Source organism: Leclercia sp. G3L (assembly GCF_021117075.1).
Lineage (GTDB): Bacteria > Pseudomonadota > Gammaproteobacteria > Enterobacterales > Enterobacteriaceae > Enterobacter > Enterobacter adecarboxylatus_C.
The window spans coordinates 1,523,712-1,545,905 of the sequence record NZ_CP088265.1 but is presented as its reverse complement, the minus strand read 5'-3'; the positions used below and the strand labels follow the sequence as shown (position 1 = coordinate 1,545,905).

Sequence of the window (22,194 nt, the reverse complement as noted above, 5' to 3'; positions counted from 1 at the left end):
CGGCTGTCTCGCCGGGTGGCGCTTACGCTTACCCGGCCTGTAAGTTCGCGTAGGCCGGGTAAGGCGCAGCCGCCACCCGGCAAAAAAACTTAAGGTTTAGCCACAAACCCAATCGCTTCATACACCGCTTTCAGGGTCACAGAAGCGCGTGCGCTGGCTTTCTCGGCGCCGTCTTTCATCACCTTCTGCAGGAAGGCTTCGTCGTTGCGGAACTGGTGGTAGCGCGCCTGCAGTTCGGTCAGCATGCCGGAGACCGCATCCGCCACTTCACCTTTCAGATGGCCATACATTTTGCCTTCGAAGTGCTGCTCCAGCTCTGGAATGCTCTGGCCAGTCACGGCAGAGAGAATATCCAGCAGGTTAGAGACACCCGCTTTGTTCTGCACGTCGTAACGCACAACAGGCGGCTCGTCAGAGTCGGTGACTGCACGCTTGAGCTTCTTCACCACCGCTTTCGGATCTTCCAGCAGACCGATCACGTTGTTGCGGTTATCGTCCGACTTGGACATCTTCCTGGTCGGCTCCAGCAGCGACATCACGCGGGCACCGGACTTCGGAATGAACGGCTCAGGCACCTTGAAGACGTCGCCATAAATCGCGTTGAAACGCTGGGCAATGTCGCGGCTCAGCTCCAGGTGCTGCTTCTGATCTTCACCCACCGGCACCTGGTTGGTCTGATACAGCAGAATGTCAGCCGCCATCAGTACCGGATAGTCAAACAGACCGGCGTTGATGTTTTCAGCGTAACGGGAAGATTTATCCTTGAACTGGGTCATGCGGCTCAGTTCACCGAAATAGGTGTAGCAATTCAGGGCCCAGCCCAGCTGCGCGTGTTCCGGGACGTGAGACTGAACGAAGATGGTGCTTTTCTCAGGATCGATACCGCAGGCCAGATACAGCGCAAGGGTGTCGAGCGTCGCTTTACGCAACTGCTGAGGATCCTGGCGCACGGTAATGGCATGCTGGTCAACGATGCAGTAGATACAGTGATAGTCATCCTGCATGTTCACCCACTGACGCAGCGCACCCATATAGTTGCCAATGGTCAGTTCACCTGAGGGCTGTGCGCCACTAAATACGATGGGCTTAGTCATTTTTCAATTCCTGATTTTCACTGTGCGAAAGCCCGAGAACGGGCAGTAAATCTTTGAAGTGGTCGAAGACGAAATCCGGCTCACTCAACGTAATGGATTCACCGTAGTTATAGCCATAGGTCAGGCCAACGGACGGGCAACCTGCGGCCCTGGCCGCCAGAATATCATTGCGCGAATCCCCTACAAAGAGCAGCGCGTCCGGTGTTAAGGATAATTTTCCTGCCACCAGCAGCAACGGTTCGGGATGCGGCTTCTTATTCTGCACGTCATCGCCACCGACAATCACCGAGAAGTATTTTGCGATATCCAGCGCTTCCAGCAGCGGTGCAACAAAGGCGGTTGGTTTGTTGGTAACCAGCCCCAGCGGCATGCCTTCTGCATGCAGCGCGCTCAGCGTACCGGCCACATCCGGGAACAGGAAGCTGCCCTCTTCTACCGTCTCTTCATAGAAACGGTTGAACAGCTTACGCAGGAGGCGAATCTGCTCTTCCTGCGGGATATCCGCGTGATCGACGCCAGGTTTGCCCTGCGCCGCACGCTGAATGGCGCGCTCCTGACGGGCCCAGGTCAGCGCGCGCTCCATCAGCACGTCTGCCCCGTTACCAATCCACGTTATCACGCGATCTTCGCCCGCCACCGGCAGTTCCAGCGCATACAGCGCCTGATCAACCGCCGCGGTTAAGCCTGGCGCGCTGTCCACCAGCGTGCCGTCGAGGTCAAACGCAACGCCCCCAATTGCCTGCAAATTATTCATGACTTACCTTCGCCAGTTCACTGCGCATTTCATCAATGACTTTTTTGTAGTCCGGCTGATCGAAAATCGCCGAACCGGCCACGAACATATCTGCGCCCGCCGCGGCGATTTCGCCAATATTGCTTACCTTCACGCCGCCGTCCACTTCGAGACGGATATCAAAGCCTGATTCGTCGATGCGACGACGCACTTCACGCAGCTTATCCAGAGTATGTGGGATGAAAGACTGCCCGCCGAAGCCGGGGTTGACGGACATCAGCAGAATCACGTCCAGCTTGTCCATCACGTAATCGAGATAGCTCAGCGGCGTGGCCGGGTTAAATACCAGGCCCGCCTTACAGCCGTGCTCTTTGATCAGCTGCAGGGTGCGGTCAACGTGTTCGGAGGCTTCAGGATGGAAGGTAATGATGCTGGCACCCGCGGCGGCAAAATCCGGCACGATGCGGTCGACCGGCTTCACCATCAGGTGCACGTCAATAGGGGCGGTCACGCCGTAGTTGCGCAGTGCCTTGAGGACCATCGGGCCGATGGTCAGGTTAGGCACGTAGTGGTTATCCATAACGTCGAAATGAACGACATCCGCACCGGCAGCGAGGGCTTTCGCGGTATCTTCGCCCAGCCGGGCAAAATCAGCCGAAAGAATTGAGGGTGCAATCAAATACTGTTTCATCCGCATCTCCTTGAACTTTGTTTAACGGCGGGCGAAACGGCTCAGGGTAGATAGAGAGCCAGCAGTTCGTCCACCTTTTTACGTGTACCGCCGTTGCTGCTGATGCTGCGCCGGACTTTGACCTGAAAATGCTCTGCGGCTTTGTACCATTCGCGCGTATCAGGCGTGTCATGATTCGAAATTAACACCGGAATTCTTTTGCTGACCAGCTTTTCCGCCATTTCCGCCAGACGCGCCTGCTCGGCAGGGCTGAAGCTGTTGGTGTGGTAGGCGGTAAAATTCGCCGTTGCCGACAGAGGGGCGTACGGTGGGTCACAGTAGACCACCGAGTTACCGTCAGCACGGTCCATACACTCTTCATACGAGAGGCAGTGGAACTCCGCATTCTGCGCTTTTTCAGCAAAGTGATACAGCTCAGCCTCAGGGAAATAGGGGCGCTTGTAGCGACCGAAAGGCACGTTGAATTGACCACGCAGATTATACCGGCACAGGCCGTTGTAGCCATGGCGGTTGAGGTAGAGGAACAGCAGCGCCCGACGGAACTTATCCTGACACTGATTAAACTCAGCGCGGAGCAGGTAGTAAACGTCCGGGTTGTTGTTCTCTGGGGTAAATAGCTTGCGCGCCTCATCAACGTACTCGTCGGTACGCAGCTTTACGATGTTATAGAGGTCGATAAGGTCGCTGTTGATATCCGCAAGGATATAACGGGAGTAGTCGGTATTGAGGAATACCGAGCCCGCGCCCACAAAGGGTTCGACAAGACACTCGCCCGCAGGCAGGCGTTGTTTAATATCATCGAGCAGGGGGTATTTCCCCCCTGCCCATTTCAGAAAAGCGCGATTTTTTTTCATGCTGACTAACTGATTACACCTTCTCCGGCTGTGGAGAAAGCTCCGACAGCATCCTGCGCTTCACAGATTACTTCAAATCGGACTGAACCTGACGGATCGGCTTCGCCCACGGGTTTTTCGCCTGAACATCAGCTGGCAGTGTTGCGACCGCGCGTTTTGCTTCATCTTTCGAAGCATACACGCCGCTCACCAGCACATACCATGGCTGACCGTTACGGGTAGTCTCATAGACAACGAAGTTTTTCAGGTTCGACTTTTTCGCCCAGCTGTTGAGGTTGTCATAGCTGGAAGAACTGCTCAACTGCAGCGTGTAGTTGCTGGATGAGGCAGACTTCAGTGAACTCACGTTCCCTGTCGTTTTACCGGTGCTGGCAGTGGCCGCAGGTGCTGCTGCCGCTGGCGCAGAGGCTGTCGCCGTCGGGGCTGGCGTTGCGGTCGCTTTCGGTGCCGTCGCTGTCGCAGCAGGGGCTTTTGCCGGTGCGCTGGTCACGGTTTCGCTACGCTTCGGCTGGGCAGTCGCTTTCGGTTCTTCCGCTTTCGCAACAGGCTGCGGCTTCACTTCACGCTTCGGCTCAATCACCGTCTGCTTACGTTCCTGATGCTGGGCAGGCTTAGTCTGACGTGGCGCACTCTCTGTCGCCGCCGTCTGCTGTTGCCCGGTAGCACCACGAATTGGCGCCACGGTCGCAGGCTCGGTCGGCAGCGTGGAGTTGACCACCACGTTGTTGACCTGCTGCTGGTTCTGCGGCTGCGTCAGTGCATTGTTCAGATCGCCCTGCACTTCAACACGCTGCTGGCCTGCCGGGGTTGCCGGTGTCTGACCCTGCGTTGGCGTGGACGCGACCGGCGGCAGAGAGATCTCCTGCTGGGTATTGCCGGCAGTCTGCTCGGCGGAAGTAGTACCCGGCGCAGGCTGGGTGCCGTTGGCCTGATCGGCCGCATTGCCGGACAGATCGACACTCTTCTCAGCAGAGGCGCTCTGATCGGCCGGATTGCTCGACGGGGCTTTGAGTGCAGAGCCGACGCCGATAATCAGCAGCAGCAGGACCAGCACGCCCAGCCCCATCATAATGTACTGGCGGGAAGCGGGCTTCGCCGGCGCGGCTTTACGCTTACGCGGGCGGCGCTCTACGGGCACTTCATCCACTGAATCATCTTCAGACTCAAAATCTTCTTCTTCACGCTCGTCGCGGGCAGCACGGCCACGCGAAGGACGAGGGTCATCGTTTTCGAGATCGACCTCGTCAAAGTTAATTTGCGGCTCGTTATCACGTTCTGAAGATTGACGAGTACGACCAGTACGACGATCGCTGGGATCGGGTTTCAGCTCGTCTTCTGGTTTGAATTCATCCATTTAACACCCCACTAAAAGGCTTATGCCTACGACTTTGCACATCACCTGAAGCAAAATGGCTACGTTTTACCGCAGCCGGACCTTTCTAATAGTTACGCCTGCTGGCAATCAGCAATAGCGCCAAGAACCACATCGTGCGGCACACCGCCACGCACTTCACTCTTACCTATTGCAAGCGGGAGCACCAGACGCATCTCGCCTGCTAATACTTTTTTATCACGCATCATATGCGGCAGGTAGGCCTGTGCCGACATTTCACGCGGCCCCGTAACCGGTAACCCGGCACGCTCAAGCAGCGTGATAATGCGCTGCGTATCCGCCTTTCTGAACTGACCCAGACGCTCCGAGGTGCGCGCGGCCATCACCATCCCCGCCGCAACGGCCTCGCCATGCAGCCAGTTACCGTAGCCCATTTCGGCTTCGATAGCATGACCGTAGGTGTGCCCAAGATTCAGTAAAGCACGTAAGCCTGTTTCGCGCTCGTCTGCGGCCACGACTTCTGCTTTCAGCTCACAGCAGCGGCGAATACAGTACGCCATCGCCTGACCATCCAGGCGCAGTAAGGCATCCATATTCTCTTCCAGCCAGCTAAAGAATGCGCCGTCCAGAATAATGCCGTACTTGATCACTTCCGCCAGACCTGAAGCCAGCTCACGCTGAGGCAGCGTTTGCAGACAGTCGAGATCCACCACCACCGAAGCGGGCTGGTAGAACGCGCCAATCATGTTTTTGCCAAGCGGATGGTTAACGGCCGTTTTGCCGCCAACAGATGAGTCGACCTGCGACAACAGCGTGGTAGGAATCTGAATAAAACGGACGCCGCGCTGATAGCTTGCCGCAGCAAACCCCGTAAGATCGCCAACAACACCGCCGCCTAATGCCAGCAGTGTAGTATCGCGACCATGCGGTTTTTGCAGTAATGCGGTAAAGACGGTATCCAGTACCGTCAGGCTTTTATACTGCTCGCCATCAGGCAGAATCACACTGTCGACCTTTACGCCAGCCTGTTCAAGGCGCTGACGCACGTTGTCGAGATAAAGCGGAGCCAGAGTCTCATTGGTGACCAGCATTGCCTGATCACCCGCTTTCAGTGGTAAGAAGGAAGCTGGGTCGTTAAACAAACCAGCCGCGATAGTGATAGGGTAACTCCGTTCACCGAGAGTGACTGTAATCCTCTCCATAGCGCGACATCCACCTTAAATGCTTTTACCCGCAGGCGAGTGTATATAAAGCCAGAATCAGTTGCTTTCCAGCATATGAATAATCTGGTTTGCGACCACTTTAGCGCTCTGGTCGTCTGTGCGAATGGTGACGTCGGCAATCTCTTCGTACAGCGGATTGCGTTCACCAGCAAGGGCTTCCAGAACTTCGCGTGGAGGCGTCTCAACCTGCAGCAACGGGCGTTTTTTATCACGCTGCGTACGCGCCAGTTGTTTCTCGATGGTCGTTTCAAGATAGACCACGACACCGCGGGCGGAGAGACGGTTGCGAGTTTCGCGAGATTTTACAGAGCCGCCGCCAGTTGCCAGCACAATGCCCTGTTTTTCCGTAAGTTCATTAATGACTTTTTCTTCACGGTCACGGAAACCCTCTTCGCCTTCTACATCGAAGACCCAGCCCACATCAGCTCCGGTTCGTTTCTCAATCTCTTGATCAGAATCGTAAAATTCCATATTGAGTTGTTGAGCTAACTGGCGCCCAATAGTGCTTTTGCCGGCACCCATAGGCCCAACCAGAAAGATATTGCGTTTCTCTGCCATTTTTTCGGTACTACTAAGACTATTCGTTAATGGTAAACCCGCTTCACCGATATCGGGCGTAGCAGGACATGAACTGAAACCTCATATGCGATAGAGCGAGAGTCAGACTAAAAATTATCTCAATACTCCGGCTTGTTTGGCAACAGATTAAATCATCAGGCTTGCCGCTTAAGTTATTAAGGAGTGTGATTGAGTAAGCTGATTCTCAAATCGGTACTCCTTGTATGCTAATTCATGCCCCACGTCAAACATCTGCAACAAACAGAATGCAAAATCACGCGGGGCATCGCGGGACATTATGGCGTCGCAACCAGACGAGGGGTGATAAAAACCACTAACTCCCTGCGTTCGTTGTCTTTCCCCTGATGGCGAAAAAGTTGCCCCAGTAAGGGAATACGGCTCAAGCCTGGCACACTTTCGCTGCCGGTTTTATGCCTCTGGGAAAAAATTCCGCCTAAGGCCAGCGTTTCACCGCTTTTGACCTCTACCTGAGTTTCAATCTCCTGCTTATCTATCGCCATCGTTTCGCCGTCGGCCTGCTGCAAAACCTGGCCCGGGGCGTTCTCGCTGATGCGCAGCTTCAGGCGCACGCGCCCGTTGGCCAGTACCACCGGCGTCACCTCCATCCCCAGCACCGCCTCTTTAAACTCAACCGAGGTCGCGCCGCTCTCGCCGCTGGAAACCTGATAGGGGATCTCGCTGCCCTGCTTAATGCTGGCGGGCTGCATGTGCGAGGCCAGCAGGCGAGGGCTGGCGATAATGTCGACCTGCTGTTTTTGTTCCAGGGCGGAAAGTTCGAGATCCAGTAACCGGCCATTAATCCGCCCGATATTGAATCCCACCTGGGTGGTGGCGTTGGTAACGGCCAGATCGCTGCTGAGCATCGTCAGCTGTCCTGGCTTACCGGCCTGCTGCCCCTGGGCCAGATTCCACTTCACCCCCAGCTCGCGCAGGCTTTTTTCACTCATGCTAACGATGTGCGCGGCCAGCTCTACCTGAGCCACAGGAAGATCCATCTGCGCCACCCAGTGTTGTAACGTCTCCAGCGCAGCCCGGTTGTCGCGCACCAGCAGGCGATTGGTGCGCTTGTCTACCGCCAGGCTGCCATTCGGGCTGAGGAGCTTTTCGGCAGCTGACTGCAAATCCCCGGCATCAGCATAGGAGAGGGGGTAACTGCGCGCCTCCAGCGGCGCGCTGAGCTGCCGCTTTGTTCGCTCGGCCTCTTTTTTGGCCTGCTGTTGCTGCTGCCAGGCGGCGGTGTGGATATAAAAAATGCCCGCCTGCTGGCGCATCACCAGCCCGGCACCGGTGACCACCGTCTGTATCGCCTGCAGCCAGGGGACCTCCTGCAGACGCAGAGAGACATTGCCGCTGACGTCCGGGGAGATAATCATGTTGCGGTTCTCCTGCTCCGCCAGCGCCTGCAGAAGCTGGGCCACCGGCACCTCATCCACCACCAGGCTCACCGGAGCTGGCCCCGCGGCCAGCGCCTGACTGCCTGTCAGCAGTAATCCCACGATCCCTGTTTTCATCCTGTTTGGTTCCTTGTCGTTGCCATCGCCACTGCGAGGGCTCACACGCCCCGGGCATATCGATGACCAGTTCCTTTTCGTCCAACGCCCTCACCTTCCCGCCTTGCGCCAGCGTGTCGCCGCGACGAAGGCGCAGCCAGCGCGACTTTTCATCTCTGACGATCGCCACCGGCACCGGACCCAGCACCACCCCGGCATAGCGCCACTGCCGCAGCGCGGCATCCGGGCAGCGTGAGACCGGGGCCTGAAAGGGATCGCGCATGCCGAGAAGCAGCGGCAGTAATAACAGCACCCTGCACTTAACCCGCATCCTGGCGCTCCAGCTGCATCACTATCTGTAACCGGTTCTGCTCTGGCTGAATGCTAAAGCGCCCCACCGCCATATCTCGCCGGGCGAGAGTGGCAAACAGCGAGGGGATCTGCGCCCAGGTCGCCTTAATCACCAGTTCTCCTCCTGCTCCCCTGGGCTGCCAGCGAACCATCCGCAGCTCATCGGTATCAAACGCCAAAGGTGAAAAAGGCAGTGCCGCCACGGAAGGTTGCGCGTTGTCAGGGGGTGAGAGCTTACGCACCGCGGTCCACAGCCGGGAATGGGTCTCTGCGTTCCGCACCAGCCTGGCCTCCTGCGTTGCTATCTGCCGATCCTGCATTCGCCACTGCCATCCGGTGACGCCAGCCAGGAGTAACGCTGAACTGATGCCCCAGCACAGGCAGCGCCCGCGCGGCGTCATGGCATACCAGCTGTCAGGATGGATCCGCATCAACACGCTCCTTGCGGGTCAACGTCCAGCTGAACTGCCAACGCCCCTGGGCGTCCTGTCGCATCTCGCCCGGTGCTCCGGGGGTAAAGCCCGGCACCTGGCGGAGCGCCGTCTCCAGCCCGGCAAGGGCGGGCAGCGTGGCGGCATAGCCGGTCAGCGAGAGGGTCGACTGCTGAAAGTGCAGCTGCGCCAGCCATGCCTGCTCCGGCAGGAGGCGGGATAAGGCGATCAATGCCGGTTGCCAGGCTTCCGTTTTCGCTTTTTGCAGCGCCCACCGCTGCTGTTGCTGATGCCGGGCCTGTAAAGCCGTCCACTGCTTTTGCCGCTGCTCCAGCCCCTGACGTAGCGCCAGATCGCTGGCATGCCGCAGCGCGCTGGCGCGTGTTACCAGAGGATCGCAGGCCCGACTGGCTGCGCAGAGCATCAGCGTCACCAGCAACGAACCGGTAAACATCAGCCCCCAGTAGCGCAGGCAGCGACGCTGTTGCCGCTGGCGCCACGGCAGAAGATTGGCCGCCCTCATCGCGAGTGTTCTCCGGTCGCCAGCGCCAGCGCGACGCTGAAATCCGCCCCATTTTCAGGCAGCGGCGGCTGCGTGCGGGATAACGCGCACCAGGGGTCAAAACTGCCTGCGCCACAGCAGGCAATCTCGTCGACCCTGAGAGCCAGCAGAGCAGCCAGCCGATCGACGTCAGGAGCCTCCGCCAGCCCGCGCCTGCCCCACTGGTGACGCATCGCCCATAGCCACTGATCCCGGTCGCGCCAGGCGACGCACTGGGCCGGAGCTTGCACAAAGGGCAACAGGTGGGCCAGCGCTCCGGCGTCGGGCGTGATCGCGGCCAACCGCAGACGCAGCACCTGGGCCAGCTCGAGCAGCGTCGCAATCTCCTTATTCTGTGCCGCCGTCACGTGATAAGCCTGGCTGAAGGTATCCTCCGCATAGTCAAACCGCAGGGCGTCGGGGGGCATCTCCAGCTCACGGCTTATCGCCGAGGCGATCCAGGCGGTCCGTTCGCTGTCGCGCAGGGTCATCGAAGGGCGCGGTAGCGTGCGCTGTAGAGTGCGGGCGGCCGGAAAGGCGAGAAAGATTTGATGTTGATGAGGCAGCATCTGGCGCCACTCGCGCAGTGCCGCAGCCAGTTGTTCGGGCTGAAGAATTTGCCCGTCGCGGATAATGTCCGCCGCCAGGGGGAGCTGCCACCAGCGGCGCAATCCCCACCCCGACTTTTCGCGTACCAGCGCGACGGCCAGAACCTTATCCTGTTGAATATGAACACCTGTATGCCATGTTTTAAACGCCATGTTTCACGATCTCCTTATCGTCCCGGGGGATAACGGCTATATCAATGCTACAGGCTTGCCTTTATACTACCGCGCGATTGTTTAGAAACTGCCCAGTTCAAACTAAATGGGAAATCTCCAGTGAAGTTCGTAAAGTATTTATTGATCCTTGCAGTCTGTTGCATTCTGCTTGGAGCAGGCTCGATTTTTGGTTTGTACAAATATATTGAGCCGCAACTGCCTGATGTCGCTACGCTTCGTGATGTACGACTCCAGATCCCGATGCAGGTGTACAGCACGGACGGCGAGCTTATCGCCCAGTACGGTGAAAAGCGCCGTATCCCGCTGACCCTGAATCAGATCCCACCCGTCATGGTGAAAGCCTTTATTGCCACCGAGGACAGCCGTTTTTATGAGCACCATGGCGTCGATCCGGTGGGGATTTTCCGTGCCGCAAGCGTGGCGTTGTTCTCCGGCCATGCCTCTCAGGGTGCGAGTACTATCACCCAGCAGCTGGCGCGTAACTTCTTCCTGAGTCCTGAAAAAACGCTGATGCGTAAGATCAAGGAAGTGTTCCTGGCAATCCGTATTGAGCAGATGCTGAATAAAGATGAGATCCTCGAGCTCTACCTCAACAAGATCTATCTCGGCTACCGTGCCTACGGCGTGGGCGCGGCGGCGCAGGTCTATTTTGGCAAATCCATTGACCAGTTAACCCTGAGTGAAATGGCCACCATCGCCGGTCTGCCGAAGGCCCCCTCCACCTTCAACCCGCTCTACTCGCTGGATCGCGCTACCGCCCGCCGCAACGTGGTGCTGTCGCGTATGCTGAGCGAAGGCTATATCAGCCAGACCCAGTACGATCAGGCCCGCAGCGACGTGATTGACGCCAACTACCATGCGCCGGAAATTGCGTTCTCCGCGCCGTACCTCAGCGAGATGGTGCGTCAGGAGATGGTCTCCCGCTACGGCGAGCAGGCCTACGAAGATGGCTACCGCGTCTACACCACCATCAGCCGCAACGTCCAGCAGGGCGCGCAGCAGGCGGTGCGTAATAACGTGATTGATTACGACATGCGCCACGGCTACCGCGGCCCGTCAAACGTGCTGTGGAAGGTAGGTGAATCCGCCTGGGACAGTAAAAAGATCGCCGACACCCTGAAACCGCTCCCGGGCTACGGGCCGTTTGTTGCGGCTGTCGTGACCCAGGCCAGTCCGCAGGAAGCCACCGCGATGCTCGCGGACGGCACCTCGGTGTCGCTGCGCATGGAGGGCGTCCGCTGGGCGCGTCCGTATCGTTCTGATACGCAGCAGGGTGCGACTCCGCGCAAAGTGACCGATGCGGTACAGGTGGGTCAGCAGATTTGGGTCCGTCAGGTAAACGACGCCTGGTGGCTGGGGCAGATCCCGGACGTCAACTCCGCGCTGGTCTCTATCAATCCGCATAACGGCGCGGTGCTGGCGCTGGTCGGCGGCTTCGATTTCAACCAGAGTAAATTTAACCGTGCCACCCAGGCGCTGCGCCAGGTCGGTTCCAATATCAAGCCGTTCCTCTACACCGCGGCAATGGATAAAGGCCTGACCCTCGCCAGCATCCTCAATGACGTGCCCATCTCCCGCTGGGATGCCGGGGCCGGTTCCGACTGGCGACCGAAGAACTCACCGGCCGAGTACGCCGGGCCGATTCGTCTGCGTCAGGGTCTGGGACAGTCTAAGAACGTGGTGATGGTTCGCGCCATGCGCGCCATGGGGGTCGATTATGCGGCGGAGTATCTGCAACGCTTTGGCTTCCCGGCACAGAATATTGTGCATACCGAGTCGCTGGCGCTGGGCTCTGCCTCCTTTACCCCGCTGCAGGTTGCGCGCGGTTATGCGGTAATGGCGAACGGCGGCTTCCTGGTCGATCCGTTCTTCATCAGCAAAATCGAGAACGATCAGGGCGGTGTCCTGTTCGAAGCGAAACCGAAAATCGCCTGCGCAGAGTGTGACATTCCGGTGATTTATGGCGATACCCCTAAATCAGAATCCCTGAACAACCAGGATATGGAAGATGTCGCCATTTCTCAGGCGCAGCAAAACGCGGCAGTGCCAATGCCGCAGCTCGAGCAGGCAAACCAGGCGCTGGTTGCGCAGACCGGTGCTCAGGAGTACGCCCCGCACGTGATTAACACACCGCTGGCGTTCCTGATCAAAAGCGCCTTGAACAGCAATATCTTTGGCGAGCCAGGCTGGCAGGGTACGGGCTGGCGTGCCGGTCGCGATCTGCAGCGCAAGGATATCGGCGGCAAAACCGGGACCACCAACAGCTCGAAAGATGCCTGGTTCTCGGGTTATGGTCCAGGCGCGGTGACCTCGGTGTGGATCGGCTTTGACGATCACCGCCGTGATTTAGGTCGTACCACGGCCTCCGGGGCGATCAAGGATCAGATTTCCGGTTACGAAGGCGGGGCCAAAAGCGCTCAGCCCGCGTGGGATGCCTTTATGAAGATGCTGCTGGACGGCGTGCCGGAGCAGCCATTAACGCCACCGCCAGGCGTGGTGACGGTCAATATCGATCGCTACAGCGGTCAGCTGTCCAATGGCGGCAGCAGCCGGGAAGAGTATTTCATCGAAGGCACGCAGCCAACGCATCAGGCGGTGCATGAGGTGGGTACAACGCTGATTGACAACGGCGAGACACAAGAACTGTTCTAAACGTCTGCCCCCTTTCCCGTTGGGAGAGGGGGATCCTTCGGCTACAGCCTTCCCTGCCCTTTCAGCCACTCCCGCACCAGGAACAGCGCACTCACGTTCCGGGCTTCGTTAAAGTCGGGCTCTTCCAGCAGATCCATCAGATGCGCCAGCGGCCAGCGCACCTGCGGCAGCGGCTCGGGTTCATCCCCTTCCAGCGATTCCGGATAGAGATCTTCCGCCAGCACGATATTCATTTTGCTGGAAAAATAGGAGGGAGCCATGCTGAGCTTTTTCAGGAAGGTTAACTCCTTCGCACCAAACCCAACCTCTTCTTTCAGCTCGCGGTTCGCGGCTTCAAAAACCGATTCACCGGGATCGATCAGCCCTTTGGAGAAGCCAAGTTCGTATGACTCGGTCCCCACCGCATATTCGCGGATCAGGATCAGATGCTCGTCAACAATGGGCACAATCATGACGGCTTCGCGCGTGGAGGGACGCATACGCTCGTAGACGCGGCGCACGCCGTTACTGAACTCCAGGTCCACACTTTCAACATTAAACAGACGCGATTTCGCGACGGTCTCAACATTCAGGATGGTGGGCTTTTGTAAAGGTTTGCTCATTTTGACGGGTCTTTGCTGAGTGAACTGGCGTCATTGTGCGATACGCCGCACGGTTTCGGCAATGTCAATCGCGCTTTATTTACATTTATGTAACCTGTGCAGATTCATTCCTTATTTCAGGTCAAAAGTCAAGAGCTTGAAATTATTCCAGGAATTTGCTGATATCCCGTCAGGGTTAGCTTTGCTATTATCAGCGATCACTGGGATGCGCTTCATATTGCTCAAGTTCAACACCTTACATGCCGATAGCCAACCACAGACACGCGTTCACTGTTAAATAAGGTGCTACTGACTACACCTGTAAGAAAAAGTAAGATGGGGAAAGCATGAGCACCATTGTAATTGTCATCGCTGCTATGCTGGCCTGCGCATTCATTGCAGGGTGGTTGTACAGGCGTCGGGCACAGCGTCGATATCGCTTGCCGTATCTCAATGCCTTTGCCGGGGCGAACACCCGCAAGCTCACCGCTGAAGAACGCAGCGCGATTGAGCAATATCTCGAGTCCTTTAACCGCATCCAACAGACGCCGGCGACAGGCGCCAGCGCCGCGCCGGTCTCGTTAAGCCTCAATGCCCAGAGCAACACCGTGCTCTGCGTGACGCGCTCCATTACCCGCTACGGTATTACCACTGACGATCCCAATAAATGGCGTTACTACCTCGACTCGGCTGAGGTGCATCTGCCGCCGTTCTGGGAACAGTACATTAATGATGAAAACAGCGTTGAGCTGATCCACACCGACTCCATCCCGCTAGTGATCGCCCTCAATGGTCACTCCATCGCGGAGTATGTCCAGGAAGCGCCCCACTTTGCGCTGGAGCATGTCAGTTCAACCCAGGCGTCGATTCGTGGGGAAGAGACCGAGCAGATTGAGCTGCTGAATATTCGTCAGGAAACCCATGAAGAGTACGCCCTGAGCCGCCCGGATGGCATTCGGGAAGCGCTGCTGATTGTCGCCGCGTTCCTGCTCTTCTTCTTCTGCCTGATGAGCCCTGATGTTTTTGCTCCCTGGCTTGCCGGGGGCGGCGTGCTGCTACTGGCGGCGGGACTCTGGGGATTATTCGCCCCGCCTGCCAAAAATGCGCTGCGTGAGATCCACTGCCTGCGCGGCACGCCAAAGCGCTGGGGCCTGTTTGGCGAAAACGATCAGGATCACGTCAACAATATCTCGCTGGGCATTATCGATCTGATCTATCCCCGCCACTGGCAGCCGTGGCTGGCCCAGGATTTAGGGCAAAAAACCGATATTGATATCTATCTGGACCGGCATGTCGTACGCCAGGGCCGCTATCTATCCCTGCATGATGAGGTCAAAAATTTCCCGCTACAGCACTGGCTGCGCAGCACGGTGATTGCCGGTGGCGCCGGGCTGGTGCTGGCGATGCTGGTTTTCCTCGTCCCGCTGGATATGCCGATCAAGTTTACCCTGTCGTGGATTAAAGGCGCCCAGACCATTGAAGCCACCAGCGTCGGGGAGCTCGAAAGTGCAGGTGTACGTATTGGCGATACGCTGCGCCTGAAGGGTACCGGGATGTGTAATATCCATGCTCCTGGAACCTGGAACGCCCGCCAGAGCTCACCCTTTACGCCGTTTGACTGCTCGCAGGTGATCTGGAATGACGCGGCGCCCCTGCCGCTGCCGGAATCCGATATCGTCAACAAAGCTACGGCCCTGACCCAGGCCCTGACGAGCCAGCTGCATCCCAAACCGGAAGATAATTCACGCGTCAGCCCGGCATTACGCTCCGCTATTCAGAAGTCCGGCATGATCCTGCTGGATGACTTTGGCGATATCGTCCTGAAAACTCAGGAGCTGTGTGCAGAGCAGGACGAGTGCGTCAGGCTGAAAAATGCGCTGGTTAACCTCGGAAACAGCAAAGACTGGGAGGCGCTGGTGAAACGTGCCGATGGCGGCCGTCTCGATGGCGTCAACGTGCTGCTGCGTCCGGTCAGCGCAGAGTCGCTGGAAAATCTGGTCGCCACCTCTACCGCGCCGTTCGTCATGCGCGAAACCTCACGTGCCGCCCAGGCACTTAACAGCCCTGCCCCCGGCGGCTTTGTGATCGTCAGCGACGAAGGCAGCGAGCTGGTCGATCAGCCTTACCCATCGGTAGCGCTATATGATTACCCGGCCCAGCAGCAGTGGGGCGAGTTCCAGCGCCTGGCGCAGATGCTGATGCGTACGCCGTTCAGCGCCGAGGGGATTGTGACCGGCCTCTTTACCGATGCCAACGGTACCCGCCATGTCGAGCTGCACAGCATGCCGGACAGCGCCGGGTTATGGCGCTACATCGCTACCTCGCTGCTGATGCTGACGATGGTGGTCTGCATGCTCTGGAACGCCTTTATGGCGCTGCGCCGCTACCAGCGCTCGCGCACCCGTCTGGCCGATATTCAGCAATACTACGAAAATTGCCTCAACCCGAAGCTTATCCCCGCGCCTGAGAGCCTGATCGGATAACGCTCCCGCGCGACAGGATATGCTACCCTGTCGCGCACGTTTCTTCTGGCTGGAGTATTCCCCCATGCATTTTGATATCGCCTGGCAGGACGTCGATACCGTCCTGCTGGATATGGACGGCACGCTGCTCGATCTCGCGTTTGATAATCACTTCTGGCAAAAACTGGTGCCGGAGACCTACGGCGAGCAGCAGGGGATCTCCCCGGCAGAAGCGCAGGAATTCATACGCCAGCAATATACCGCCGTACAACATACGCTAAACTGGTACTGCCTGGACTACTGGAGCGAACGCCTCGGTCTGGATATTTGGGCGATGACTACCGCTCAGGGCCCGCACGCCGTGCTGCGTGAAGATACCGTTCCCTTTCTCGATGCCCTGAAAGCGAGCGGCAAGCGGCGCATCCTGCTGACCAACGCGCATCCGCATAATCTGGCGGTGAAGCTGGAACATACCGGTCTGGCCTCACACCTTGATTTATTACTTTCCACCCACACATTTGGTTATCCGAAAGAGGATCAGCGATTGTGGCAGGCGGTGGCAGAAGAGACCGGCCTGCAACCAGAGAGAACGTTGTTCATTGATGACAGCGAACCGATTCTGGATGCGGCGGCAACCTTTGGCATTCGTTATTGCCTTGGCGTGACCAATCCTGATTCTGGCCTGGCTGAAAAAAGTTATCTGCGGCATCCGGGGCTGAACGACTATCGCCGGATGATCCCCTCACTCACCGTGAAGGAGAAGCCATGAAAGAGAAGCCCTCCGAAGGGGTAAGACTGGACAAATGGCTGTGGGCTGCCCGCTTTTATAAAACGCGCGCCCTCGCCCGGGAAATGATTGAAGGCGGCAAAGTGCATTACAACGGGCAGCGCAGCAAACCGAGCAAGCTCGTGGAGCTGAACGCCACCCTGACCCTGCGTCAGGGCAACGACGAACGGACGGTGATCGTGAAAAACGTCACCGAACAGCGTCGCCCGGCAACGGAAGCCAGCACCCTGTATGAAGAGACGGCCGAGAGCGTTGAAAAGCGCGAGAAGATGGCGCAGGCACGTAAGCTGAATGCCCTGACCATGCCGCATCCCGACAGGCGACCGGACAAGAAAGAACGTCGCGATCTGATTAAATTTAAAAATGGCGAGAATGAGTGATTCTTGCTGAACGAGAGATGACTATGGCCCAACACGACCAATTACACCGCTACCTGTTTGAACAATTTGCCGTTCGCGGCGAGCTGGTGACGGTATCCGAAACCTGGAAACAGATCCTGGAAAACCACAACTACCCACTGCCGGTGAAAACCATGCTGGGTGAGCTGCTGGTTGCCACCAGCCTGCTGACCGCAACCCTGAAATTCGCCGGTGATATCACCGTGCAGCTGCAGGGCGATGGCCCGATGAGCCTGGCGGTGATCAACGGCAACAACCAGCAGCAGATGCGCGGCGTGGCGCGCGTACAGGGCGAAATCCCGGAAGGCGCAGACCTGAAAACGCTGGTCGGCAACGGCTACCTGGTGATCACCATCTCTCCGGAAGAGGGTGAACGCTATCAGGGCGTGGTCGGTCTGGAAGGCGATACGCTTGCCGCCTGCCTGGAAGATTACTTCATGCGTTCCGAACAGCTGCCAACCCGCCTGTTCATCCGTACCGGTGAAGTGGATGGCCAGCCTGCAGCCGGCGGTATGCTGCTCCAGGTTCTGCCTGCGCAGGATGCGCAGACCAATGATTTCGAGCATCTGGCAACGCTGACCGAAACCATCAAAGCCGAAGAGCTGCTCACCCTGCCGGCGAACGAAGTGCTGTGGCGCCTGTACCACGAAGAAGAGGTGACGCTGTACGATCCGCAGGACGTCGAGTTCAAATGCACCTGTTCCCGTGAACGCTGCGCGGGCGCGCTGAAAACCCTGCCGGATGAAGAGATCGACAGCATCATGGCGGAAGAGGGCGAGATCGACATGCACTGCGACTACTGCGGTTCGCATTACGTCTTCAATTCGATGGACATTGCCGAGATCCGCAATAACGCCTCCCCGGCCGATCCTCAGCTGCACTAAGTTGTCCCGTTAACTGCCCTCTCACGTGGGGGCAGTTGACCTTTCCTTCCGCTCGGCTACCCTTTCATTTTATTCACTATTTCCCCTCACCTGCTGAATCGTTATCAGTGATGAAAGACTTTCGTAACTTTCTTTCATGTATGCGCTTACACTCACATTCTCGCAGTTAAATTTACCAGAAATTAACCTTTTCAGAACATTTTCACCAACCAAAAAGTGATTCCTGCCATAATCTGCTCCGCGAAGTGACAGGAGTCACAGCGTTTTCCGTCATAAAGGGTTTTTGTCCAGATACGCAAATCTATGAGCCCGGTCGCGGTTAACATTCGAGGAAAAACCCTACAATTTCAGGCAGTATATATTGGCTAAGGAGCAGTGATATGCGTGTTAATGGTTTAACCCCGCAAGATCTCAAGGCTTATGGTATCAACGACGCTCACGATATCGTCTACAACCCCGATTACGATACGCTGTACCAGGAAGAGCTCAATCCAGCACTGGAAGGATACGAACGCGGTATATTGACGACCACCGGCGCTATCGCTGTCGATACCGGTATCTTTACCGGTCGTTCGCCGAAAGATAAGTACATTGTCCGTGACGACACCACCCGCGACACCCTGTGGTGGTCAGATAATGGCAAAGGGAAGAACGACAACAAAGCGATCTCCCCTGAAACCTGGCAGCAGCTGAAATCCCTCGTTACCCAACAACTCTCCGGCAAGCGTCTGTTCATCATTGATGCTTACTGCGGCGCTAACGCCGACACCCGCCTTTCCGTCCGCTTTATCACCGAAGTCGCCTGGCAGGCGCATTTCGTGAAGAACATGTTCATTCGCCCCACCGATGAAGAGCTGCGGAGCTTCGAACCTGACTTTGTGGTGATGAACGGCGCGAAGTGCACCAACCCGAACTGGAAAGAGCAGGGGCTGAACTCGGAGAACTTTGTCGCCTTTAACCTGACCGAGCGTATCCAGCTGATCGGCGGGACCTGGTACGGCGGCGAAATGAAGAAAGGGATGTTCTCGGTAATGAACTACCTGCTGCCGTTACAGGGCATTGCCTCCATGCACTGCTCGGCGAACGTTGGCGAGAAAGGCGACGTGGCGGTGTTCTTCGGCCTGTCCGGCACCGGTAAAACCACCCTCTCCACCGATCCGAAACGCCGCCTGATTGGCGACGACGAGCACGGCTGGGATGATGACGGCGTGTTCAACTTCGAAGGCGGCTGCTACGCCAAGACCATTCGTCTGTCAGCAGAAGCGGAGCCGGATATCTACCAGGCCATCCGTCGCGATGCGCTGCTGGAGAACGTAACGGTGCGTGCCGACGGCACGGTCGATTTTGACGATGCGTCGAAAACCGAGAACACCCGCGTCAGCTACCCTATCTACCACATCGATAACATCGTTAAGCCGGTGTCGAAAGCAGGCCATGCGACCAAGGTGATCTTCCTCACCGCCGACGCGTTTGGCGTGCTGCCGCCGGTTTCACGCCTGACCGCAAGCCAGACCCAGTATCACTTCCTCTCCGGTTTTACCGCCAAGCTGGCCGGTACCGAGCGTGGCGTAACTGAGCCGACCCCGACCTTCTCCGCCTGCTTCGGCGCGGCCTTCCTGTCGCTGCACCCGACGCAGTACGCCGAAGTGCTGGTGAAACGCATGCAGGCTTCTGGCGCCCAGGCGTATCTGGTCAACACCGGCTGGAACGGTACCGGCAAGCGTATCTCAATCAAAGATACCCGCGCTATTATCGACGCCATTCTGAACGGTTCGCTCGATGATGCGGAAACCTTCACCCTGCCGATGTTTGATCTGGCGATCCCGACCGAACTGCCGGGCGTGGACAGCCGTATCCTCGATCCACGCAATACCTACGCTTCACCGGAGCAGTGGCAGGAAAAAGCCACCACCCTGGCGAAACTGTTCGTGGAAAACTTCGAGAAGTACACCGATACGCCGGCAGGTGCGGCGCTGGTGAGTGCGGGGCCTAAGCTGTAGAGACTGTGCCGGGTGGCGCTGCGCCACCCGGCGTATTTTTAACTCTCTTTCACCTGTCCACGGGTAAACGGAACCGGCAGCCACGCGCGGATACTTAATCCGCCCCGCTCGCTGGTACCAATCTCCAACAGACCGTTATGGTTATCCACGATACGCTGCACAATCGCCAGGCCTAAACCGGTGCCGCTGGTGCTGCGCGCGCTGTCTCCGCGCACAAACGGCTGGAACAGGTGTTTACGCTGCTCCGGCTTGATGCCCGGACCATCATCTTCAACCTGGAACCAGGCGCGGTTCAGTTCAGAGCCGCTGCTGACCTTGATCCAGCCGTTGCCGTAGCGGGCGGCGTTAACCACCATATTAGCCACTGCACGCTTGATGGAGAGCGGGTGCATGCGCACGGTGATATCGCCCGGCTGCAGATCGGTTTCGATCTCACGCTCGTAACCGCTTTCGGCCGCCACCACTTCGCCCAGCACCGCGTTCAGCTCTGCGATCTCCATCGGCATCTCCTGCCCGGTGCGCAGGTAGTCGATGAACTGTTCGATAATGGCGTTGCACTCTTCGATGTCCTTGTTGATGGACTCCGCCAGGTAGCCATCCTCCTCGCCCATCATCTCAGTGGCGAGGCGAATACGCGTCAGCGGAGTGCGCAGGTCATGGCTGACCCCGGCCATCAGCAGGGTACGATCGTCGGCCAGCTGTTTAACGCCAGCCGCCATATGGTTGAAGGCGCGGGTCACTGACCGCACTTCCGACGCGCCATACTCGCGCAGCGGAGGCGGGATAATGCCTTTACCGACCTGGAGCGCCGCGTGCTCCAGGTCGACCAGCGGTCGGTTCTGGATACGAATAAACAGCCAGGCGCCGCCTATCGCCAGCAGCATGATCGCCAGGGTGTAACGGAACAGCGGCGAGAAGTCGCCCTGATGGATTTCGGTCAGCGGCACGCGCACCCAGATGTTGGGTGACAGCCAGGTTTTCAGCCAGACTACCGGGGAGCTTTTGTTGACCTCAACGCGCACTTCCGTCGGGCCGCCCAGCTGCTGCGCCATCTGCTGGCTGAGGAATTCGTAGTGTTGCGCCCAGCGCAGGCCTGCGTCTTCCGCCGCTTCGTTGGAATAGAGCGATATCCCCAGCTCACGGTAGATTTCACGGCGAAACGCCGGTGGCACCACCAGCTGCGTGCCATCTTCCAGCTGCAGTTTATCGGTCATCAGCATACGCACTTCGTAGGCCAGGACCTTATTAAACTGCTGGAGGCTCGGCAGGATCGCAAAGTTCAGCACCACCAGGTAGGTCGTCACCAGGCTGACAAACAGCAGGGTGACGATCAGTAACAGGGTGCGGGCAAACGAGCTACGCGGCGAGAAACGCATTCGCCTCATGCTTTAGAGCCGTCCGGGACAAACACGTAGCCCAGACCCCAGACGGTCTGGATATAGCGCGGATGCGCCGGATCCTCTTCCACCATGCGACGCAGGCGGGAGATCTGCACGTCGATGGAACGCTCCATCGCGGAATATTCGCGGCCACGCGCCAGGTTCATCAGCTTATCGCGGGAGAGCGGCTCACGCGGGTGGCTGACTAAGGCTTTCAGTACCGCAAACTCGCCGCTGGTCAGCGGCATAGGCTCGTCTTCACGGAACATCTCGCGGGTACCGAGGTTCAGCTTGAACTTACCGAAGGCGATCACCGCCTCTTCCTGCGACGGCGCACCAGGCAGTTCGTTCGCCTGACGACGCAGTACGGCGCGAATACGCGCCAGCAGTTCACGCGGGTTAAACGGTTTAGGAATGTAGTCGTCGGCGCCAATTTCCAGGCCCACGATACGGTCAACCTCTTCCCCTTTCGCCGTTACCATAATGATCGGCATCGGGTTGCTTTGGCTACGCAGACGACGGCAGATGGAGAGGCCATCTTCGCCAGGCAGCATCAGATCCAGCACCATCAGGTGGAAGGATTCGCGGGTCAACAGGCGATCCATCTGTTCGGCGTTGGCAACGCTACGAACCTGGAAGCCCTGCTCGGTCAGATAACGCTCGAGCAGTGCGCGCAGGCGCATGTCGTCATCCACCACCAGAATCTTATAATTCTCTTGCATTGTCAGTACTCCCAAAGGTTCGGATAATCTTGAACAGCGTATTCTAAAAAAGTGGGCGTTCACGACCAGCTAATTCTGGTATAAATTCTAGTCGAAATTGTTACAAAGCATATTTAACAGGAGCTTATCTGCACATTTCATCACATAACTCATTATTAATCCTGTCTGTTAAGCTAAGTGATACGTAATGTGCGCAAGGTATGCAACCTAAGTCGTAAGGCCAGAGA

21 protein-coding genes are annotated in these 22,194 nt (G+C 57.6%); 6 read left to right on the top strand and 15 right to left on the bottom strand.

Annotated features, from left to right (window positions below):
• Positions 1 to 89: 89 nt before the first annotated feature.
• The 12 genes from trpS to pilM all read right to left on the bottom strand — a co-directional run bounded on the left by trpS (position 90) and on the right by pilM (position 10,081).
• A complete protein-coding gene (gene trpS / locus LRS40_RS08690; protein ID WP_156264777.1) occupies positions 90 to 1,094 on the bottom strand; it encodes a tryptophan--tRNA ligase in 1,005 nt (334 codons plus the stop codon).
• Positions 1,087 to 1,848: a phosphoglycolate phosphatase gene (gph, locus tag LRS40_RS08685; protein WP_231313535.1), complete on the bottom strand. Its 762-nt coding sequence runs from the start codon at positions 1,846 to 1,848 to the stop codon at positions 1,087 to 1,089. Before gph ends, trpS begins: the two co-directional genes overlap by 8 nt.
• The gene (rpe, locus tag LRS40_RS08680; RefSeq protein WP_142487368.1) at positions 1,841 to 2,518 is read right to left on the bottom strand and encodes a ribulose-phosphate 3-epimerase; all 678 of its coding nucleotides are present in this window, start codon (positions 2,516 to 2,518) and stop codon (positions 1,841 to 1,843) included. Before rpe ends, gph begins: the two co-directional genes overlap by 8 nt.
• Before the next feature lie 41 nt (positions 2,519 to 2,559).
• Complete coding sequence (gene dam, locus LRS40_RS08675) at positions 2,560 to 3,372, bottom strand: adenine-specific DNA-methyltransferase (RefSeq protein ID WP_231313534.1); 813 nt, start codon at positions 3,370 to 3,372, stop codon at positions 2,560 to 2,562.
• 67 nt (positions 3,373 to 3,439) lie between these two features.
• Positions 3,440 to 4,726: a cell division protein DamX gene (gene damX / locus LRS40_RS08670; RefSeq protein WP_231313533.1), complete on the bottom strand. Its 1,287-nt coding sequence runs from the start codon at positions 4,724 to 4,726 to the stop codon at positions 3,440 to 3,442.
• 92 nt (positions 4,727 to 4,818) lie between these two features.
• Positions 4,819 to 5,907, bottom strand: a complete 1,089-nt coding sequence (gene aroB, locus LRS40_RS08665) for a 3-dehydroquinate synthase (protein WP_231313532.1) — start codon at positions 5,905 to 5,907, stop codon at positions 4,819 to 4,821.
• Positions 5,908 to 5,964: 57 nt separating this feature from the next.
• Positions 5,965 to 6,486, bottom strand: a complete 522-nt coding sequence (gene aroK / locus LRS40_RS08660) for a shikimate kinase AroK (protein ID WP_010436374.1) — start codon at positions 6,484 to 6,486, stop codon at positions 5,965 to 5,967.
• 296 nt (positions 6,487 to 6,782) lie between these two features.
• Positions 6,783 to 8,018 carry a DNA uptake porin HofQ gene (gene hofQ / locus LRS40_RS08655; RefSeq protein ID WP_231313531.1) on the bottom strand — a complete coding sequence of 412 codons (1,236 nt, stop codon included), beginning with the start codon at positions 8,016 to 8,018 and terminating at the stop codon, positions 6,783 to 6,785.
• Positions 7,933 to 8,328, bottom strand: coding sequence for a HofP DNA utilization family protein (locus tag LRS40_RS08650; protein WP_231313530.1), 396 nt, complete (start codon positions 8,326 to 8,328; stop codon positions 7,933 to 7,935). Before LRS40_RS08650 ends, hofQ begins: the two co-directional genes overlap by 86 nt.
• Complete coding sequence (locus LRS40_RS08645; RefSeq protein ID WP_156264779.1) at positions 8,318 to 8,779, bottom strand: hypothetical protein; 462 nt, start codon at positions 8,777 to 8,779, stop codon at positions 8,318 to 8,320. The genes LRS40_RS08650 and LRS40_RS08645 overlap by 11 nt, the downstream gene beginning before the upstream one ends.
• Positions 8,763 to 9,302: a PilN domain-containing protein gene (locus tag LRS40_RS08640; RefSeq protein ID WP_231313529.1), complete on the bottom strand. Its 540-nt coding sequence runs from the start codon at positions 9,300 to 9,302 to the stop codon at positions 8,763 to 8,765. Before LRS40_RS08640 ends, LRS40_RS08645 begins: the two co-directional genes overlap by 17 nt.
• Entirely contained in the window at positions 9,299 to 10,081 is a 783-nt protein-coding gene (gene pilM, locus LRS40_RS08635; RefSeq protein ID WP_231313528.1) for a pilus assembly protein PilM, read from the bottom strand. The genes LRS40_RS08640 and pilM overlap by 4 nt, the downstream gene beginning before the upstream one ends.
• A 120-nt stretch (positions 10,082 to 10,201) precedes the next feature.
• Between pilM and mrcA the strand changes: the two genes are divergently transcribed.
• A complete protein-coding gene (mrcA, locus tag LRS40_RS08630; protein WP_231313527.1) occupies positions 10,202 to 12,754 on the top strand; it encodes a peptidoglycan glycosyltransferase/peptidoglycan DD-transpeptidase MrcA in 2,553 nt (850 codons plus the stop codon).
• A gap of 41 nt (positions 12,755 to 12,795) precedes the next feature.
• On the opposite strand, the gene nudE is transcribed toward mrcA, so the two are convergent.
• Positions 12,796 to 13,356, bottom strand: coding sequence for an ADP compounds hydrolase NudE (gene nudE, locus LRS40_RS08625; protein WP_142487377.1), 561 nt, complete (start codon positions 13,354 to 13,356; stop codon positions 12,796 to 12,798).
• A gap of 326 nt (positions 13,357 to 13,682) precedes the next feature.
• Between nudE and LRS40_RS08620 the strand changes: the two genes are divergently transcribed.
• The 5 genes from LRS40_RS08620 to pckA all read left to right on the top strand — a co-directional run bounded on the left by LRS40_RS08620 (position 13,683) and on the right by pckA (position 19,866).
• Positions 13,683 to 15,818, top strand: coding sequence for an intracellular growth attenuator family protein (locus LRS40_RS08620; protein ID WP_142487378.1), 2,136 nt, complete (start codon positions 13,683 to 13,685; stop codon positions 15,816 to 15,818).
• 64 nt (positions 15,819 to 15,882) lie between these two features.
• A complete protein-coding gene (gene yrfG / locus LRS40_RS08615; RefSeq protein WP_231313878.1) occupies positions 15,883 to 16,566 on the top strand; it encodes a GMP/IMP nucleotidase in 684 nt (227 codons plus the stop codon).
• A complete protein-coding gene (gene hslR, locus LRS40_RS08610) occupies positions 16,563 to 16,964 on the top strand; it encodes a ribosome-associated heat shock protein Hsp15 (protein WP_142487380.1) in 402 nt (133 codons plus the stop codon). The genes yrfG and hslR overlap by 4 nt, the downstream gene beginning before the upstream one ends.
• A gap of 23 nt (positions 16,965 to 16,987) precedes the next feature.
• Positions 16,988 to 17,866: an Hsp33 family molecular chaperone HslO gene (gene hslO, locus LRS40_RS08605; protein ID WP_156264782.1), complete on the top strand. Its 879-nt coding sequence runs from the start codon at positions 16,988 to 16,990 to the stop codon at positions 17,864 to 17,866.
• A gap of 380 nt (positions 17,867 to 18,246) precedes the next feature.
• A complete protein-coding gene (gene pckA, locus LRS40_RS08600; RefSeq protein WP_142487382.1) occupies positions 18,247 to 19,866 on the top strand; it encodes a phosphoenolpyruvate carboxykinase (ATP) in 1,620 nt (539 codons plus the stop codon).
• Between the two features lie 38 nt (positions 19,867 to 19,904).
• Here pckA and envZ read toward each other — a convergent pair whose 3' ends face one another.
• Together envZ and ompR are read right to left on the bottom strand one after the other, a co-directional pair.
• Entirely contained in the window at positions 19,905 to 21,251 is a 1,347-nt protein-coding gene (envZ, locus tag LRS40_RS08595; protein ID WP_142487383.1) for a two-component system sensor histidine kinase EnvZ, read from the bottom strand.
• Positions 21,248 to 21,967, bottom strand: coding sequence for a two-component system response regulator OmpR (gene ompR / locus LRS40_RS08590; RefSeq protein WP_001157751.1), 720 nt, complete (start codon positions 21,965 to 21,967; stop codon positions 21,248 to 21,250). The genes envZ and ompR overlap by 4 nt, the downstream gene beginning before the upstream one ends.
• Positions 21,968 to 22,194 lie beyond the last annotated feature (227 nt).

Bases quoted from the DNA above. Each gene is read 5' to 3' on its own strand.
- damX (WP_231313533.1), bottom strand. From the start codon at position 4,726: ATGGATGAATTCAAACCAGAAGACGAGCTGAAACCCGATCCCAGCGAT.
- envZ (WP_142487383.1), bottom strand. From the start codon at position 21,251: ATGAGGCGAATGCGTTTCTCGCCGCGTAGCTCGTTTGCCCGCACCCTG.
- pckA (WP_142487382.1), top strand. From the start codon at position 18,247: ATGCGTGTTAATGGTTTAACCCCGCAAGATCTCAAGGCTTATGGTATC.
- hslO (WP_156264782.1), top strand. From the start codon at position 16,988: ATGGCCCAACACGACCAATTACACCGCTACCTGTTTGAACAATTTGCC.
- LRS40_RS08620 (WP_142487378.1), top strand. From the start codon at position 13,683: ATGAGCACCATTGTAATTGTCATCGCTGCTATGCTGGCCTGCGCATTC.
- trpS (WP_156264777.1), bottom strand. From the start codon at position 1,094: ATGACTAAGCCCATCGTATTTAGTGGCGCACAGCCCTCAGGTGAACTG.
- ompR (WP_001157751.1), bottom strand. From the start codon at position 21,967: ATGCAAGAGAATTATAAGATTCTGGTGGTGGATGACGACATGCGCCTG.
- dam (WP_231313534.1), bottom strand. From the start codon at position 3,372: ATGAAAAAAAATCGCGCTTTTCTGAAATGGGCAGGGGGGAAATACCCC.
- hslR (WP_142487380.1), top strand. From the start codon at position 16,563: ATGAAAGAGAAGCCCTCCGAAGGGGTAAGACTGGACAAATGGCTGTGG.
- hofQ (WP_231313531.1), bottom strand. From the start codon at position 8,018: ATGAAAACAGGGATCGTGGGATTACTGCTGACAGGCAGTCAGGCGCTG.
- aroB (WP_231313532.1), bottom strand. From the start codon at position 5,907: ATGGAGAGGATTACAGTCACTCTCGGTGAACGGAGTTACCCTATCACT.
- yrfG (WP_231313878.1), top strand. From the start codon at position 15,883: ATGCATTTTGATATCGCCTGGCAGGACGTCGATACCGTCCTGCTGGAT.
- pilM (WP_231313528.1), bottom strand. From the start codon at position 10,081: ATGGCGTTTAAAACATGGCATACAGGTGTTCATATTCAACAGGATAAG.
- LRS40_RS08650 (WP_231313530.1), bottom strand. From the start codon at position 8,328: ATGCGGGTTAAGTGCAGGGTGCTGTTATTACTGCCGCTGCTTCTCGGC.
- LRS40_RS08640 (WP_231313529.1), bottom strand. From the start codon at position 9,302: ATGAGGGCGGCCAATCTTCTGCCGTGGCGCCAGCGGCAACAGCGTCGC.
- gph (WP_231313535.1), bottom strand. From the start codon at position 1,848: ATGAATAATTTGCAGGCAATTGGGGGCGTTGCGTTTGACCTCGACGGC.
- rpe (WP_142487368.1), bottom strand. From the start codon at position 2,518: ATGAAACAGTATTTGATTGCACCCTCAATTCTTTCGGCTGATTTTGCC.
- nudE (WP_142487377.1), bottom strand. From the start codon at position 13,356: ATGAGCAAACCTTTACAAAAGCCCACCATCCTGAATGTTGAGACCGTC.
- aroK (WP_010436374.1), bottom strand. From the start codon at position 6,486: ATGGCAGAGAAACGCAATATCTTTCTGGTTGGGCCTATGGGTGCCGGC.
- LRS40_RS08645 (WP_156264779.1), bottom strand. From the start codon at position 8,779: ATGCGGATCCATCCTGACAGCTGGTATGCCATGACGCCGCGCGGGCGC.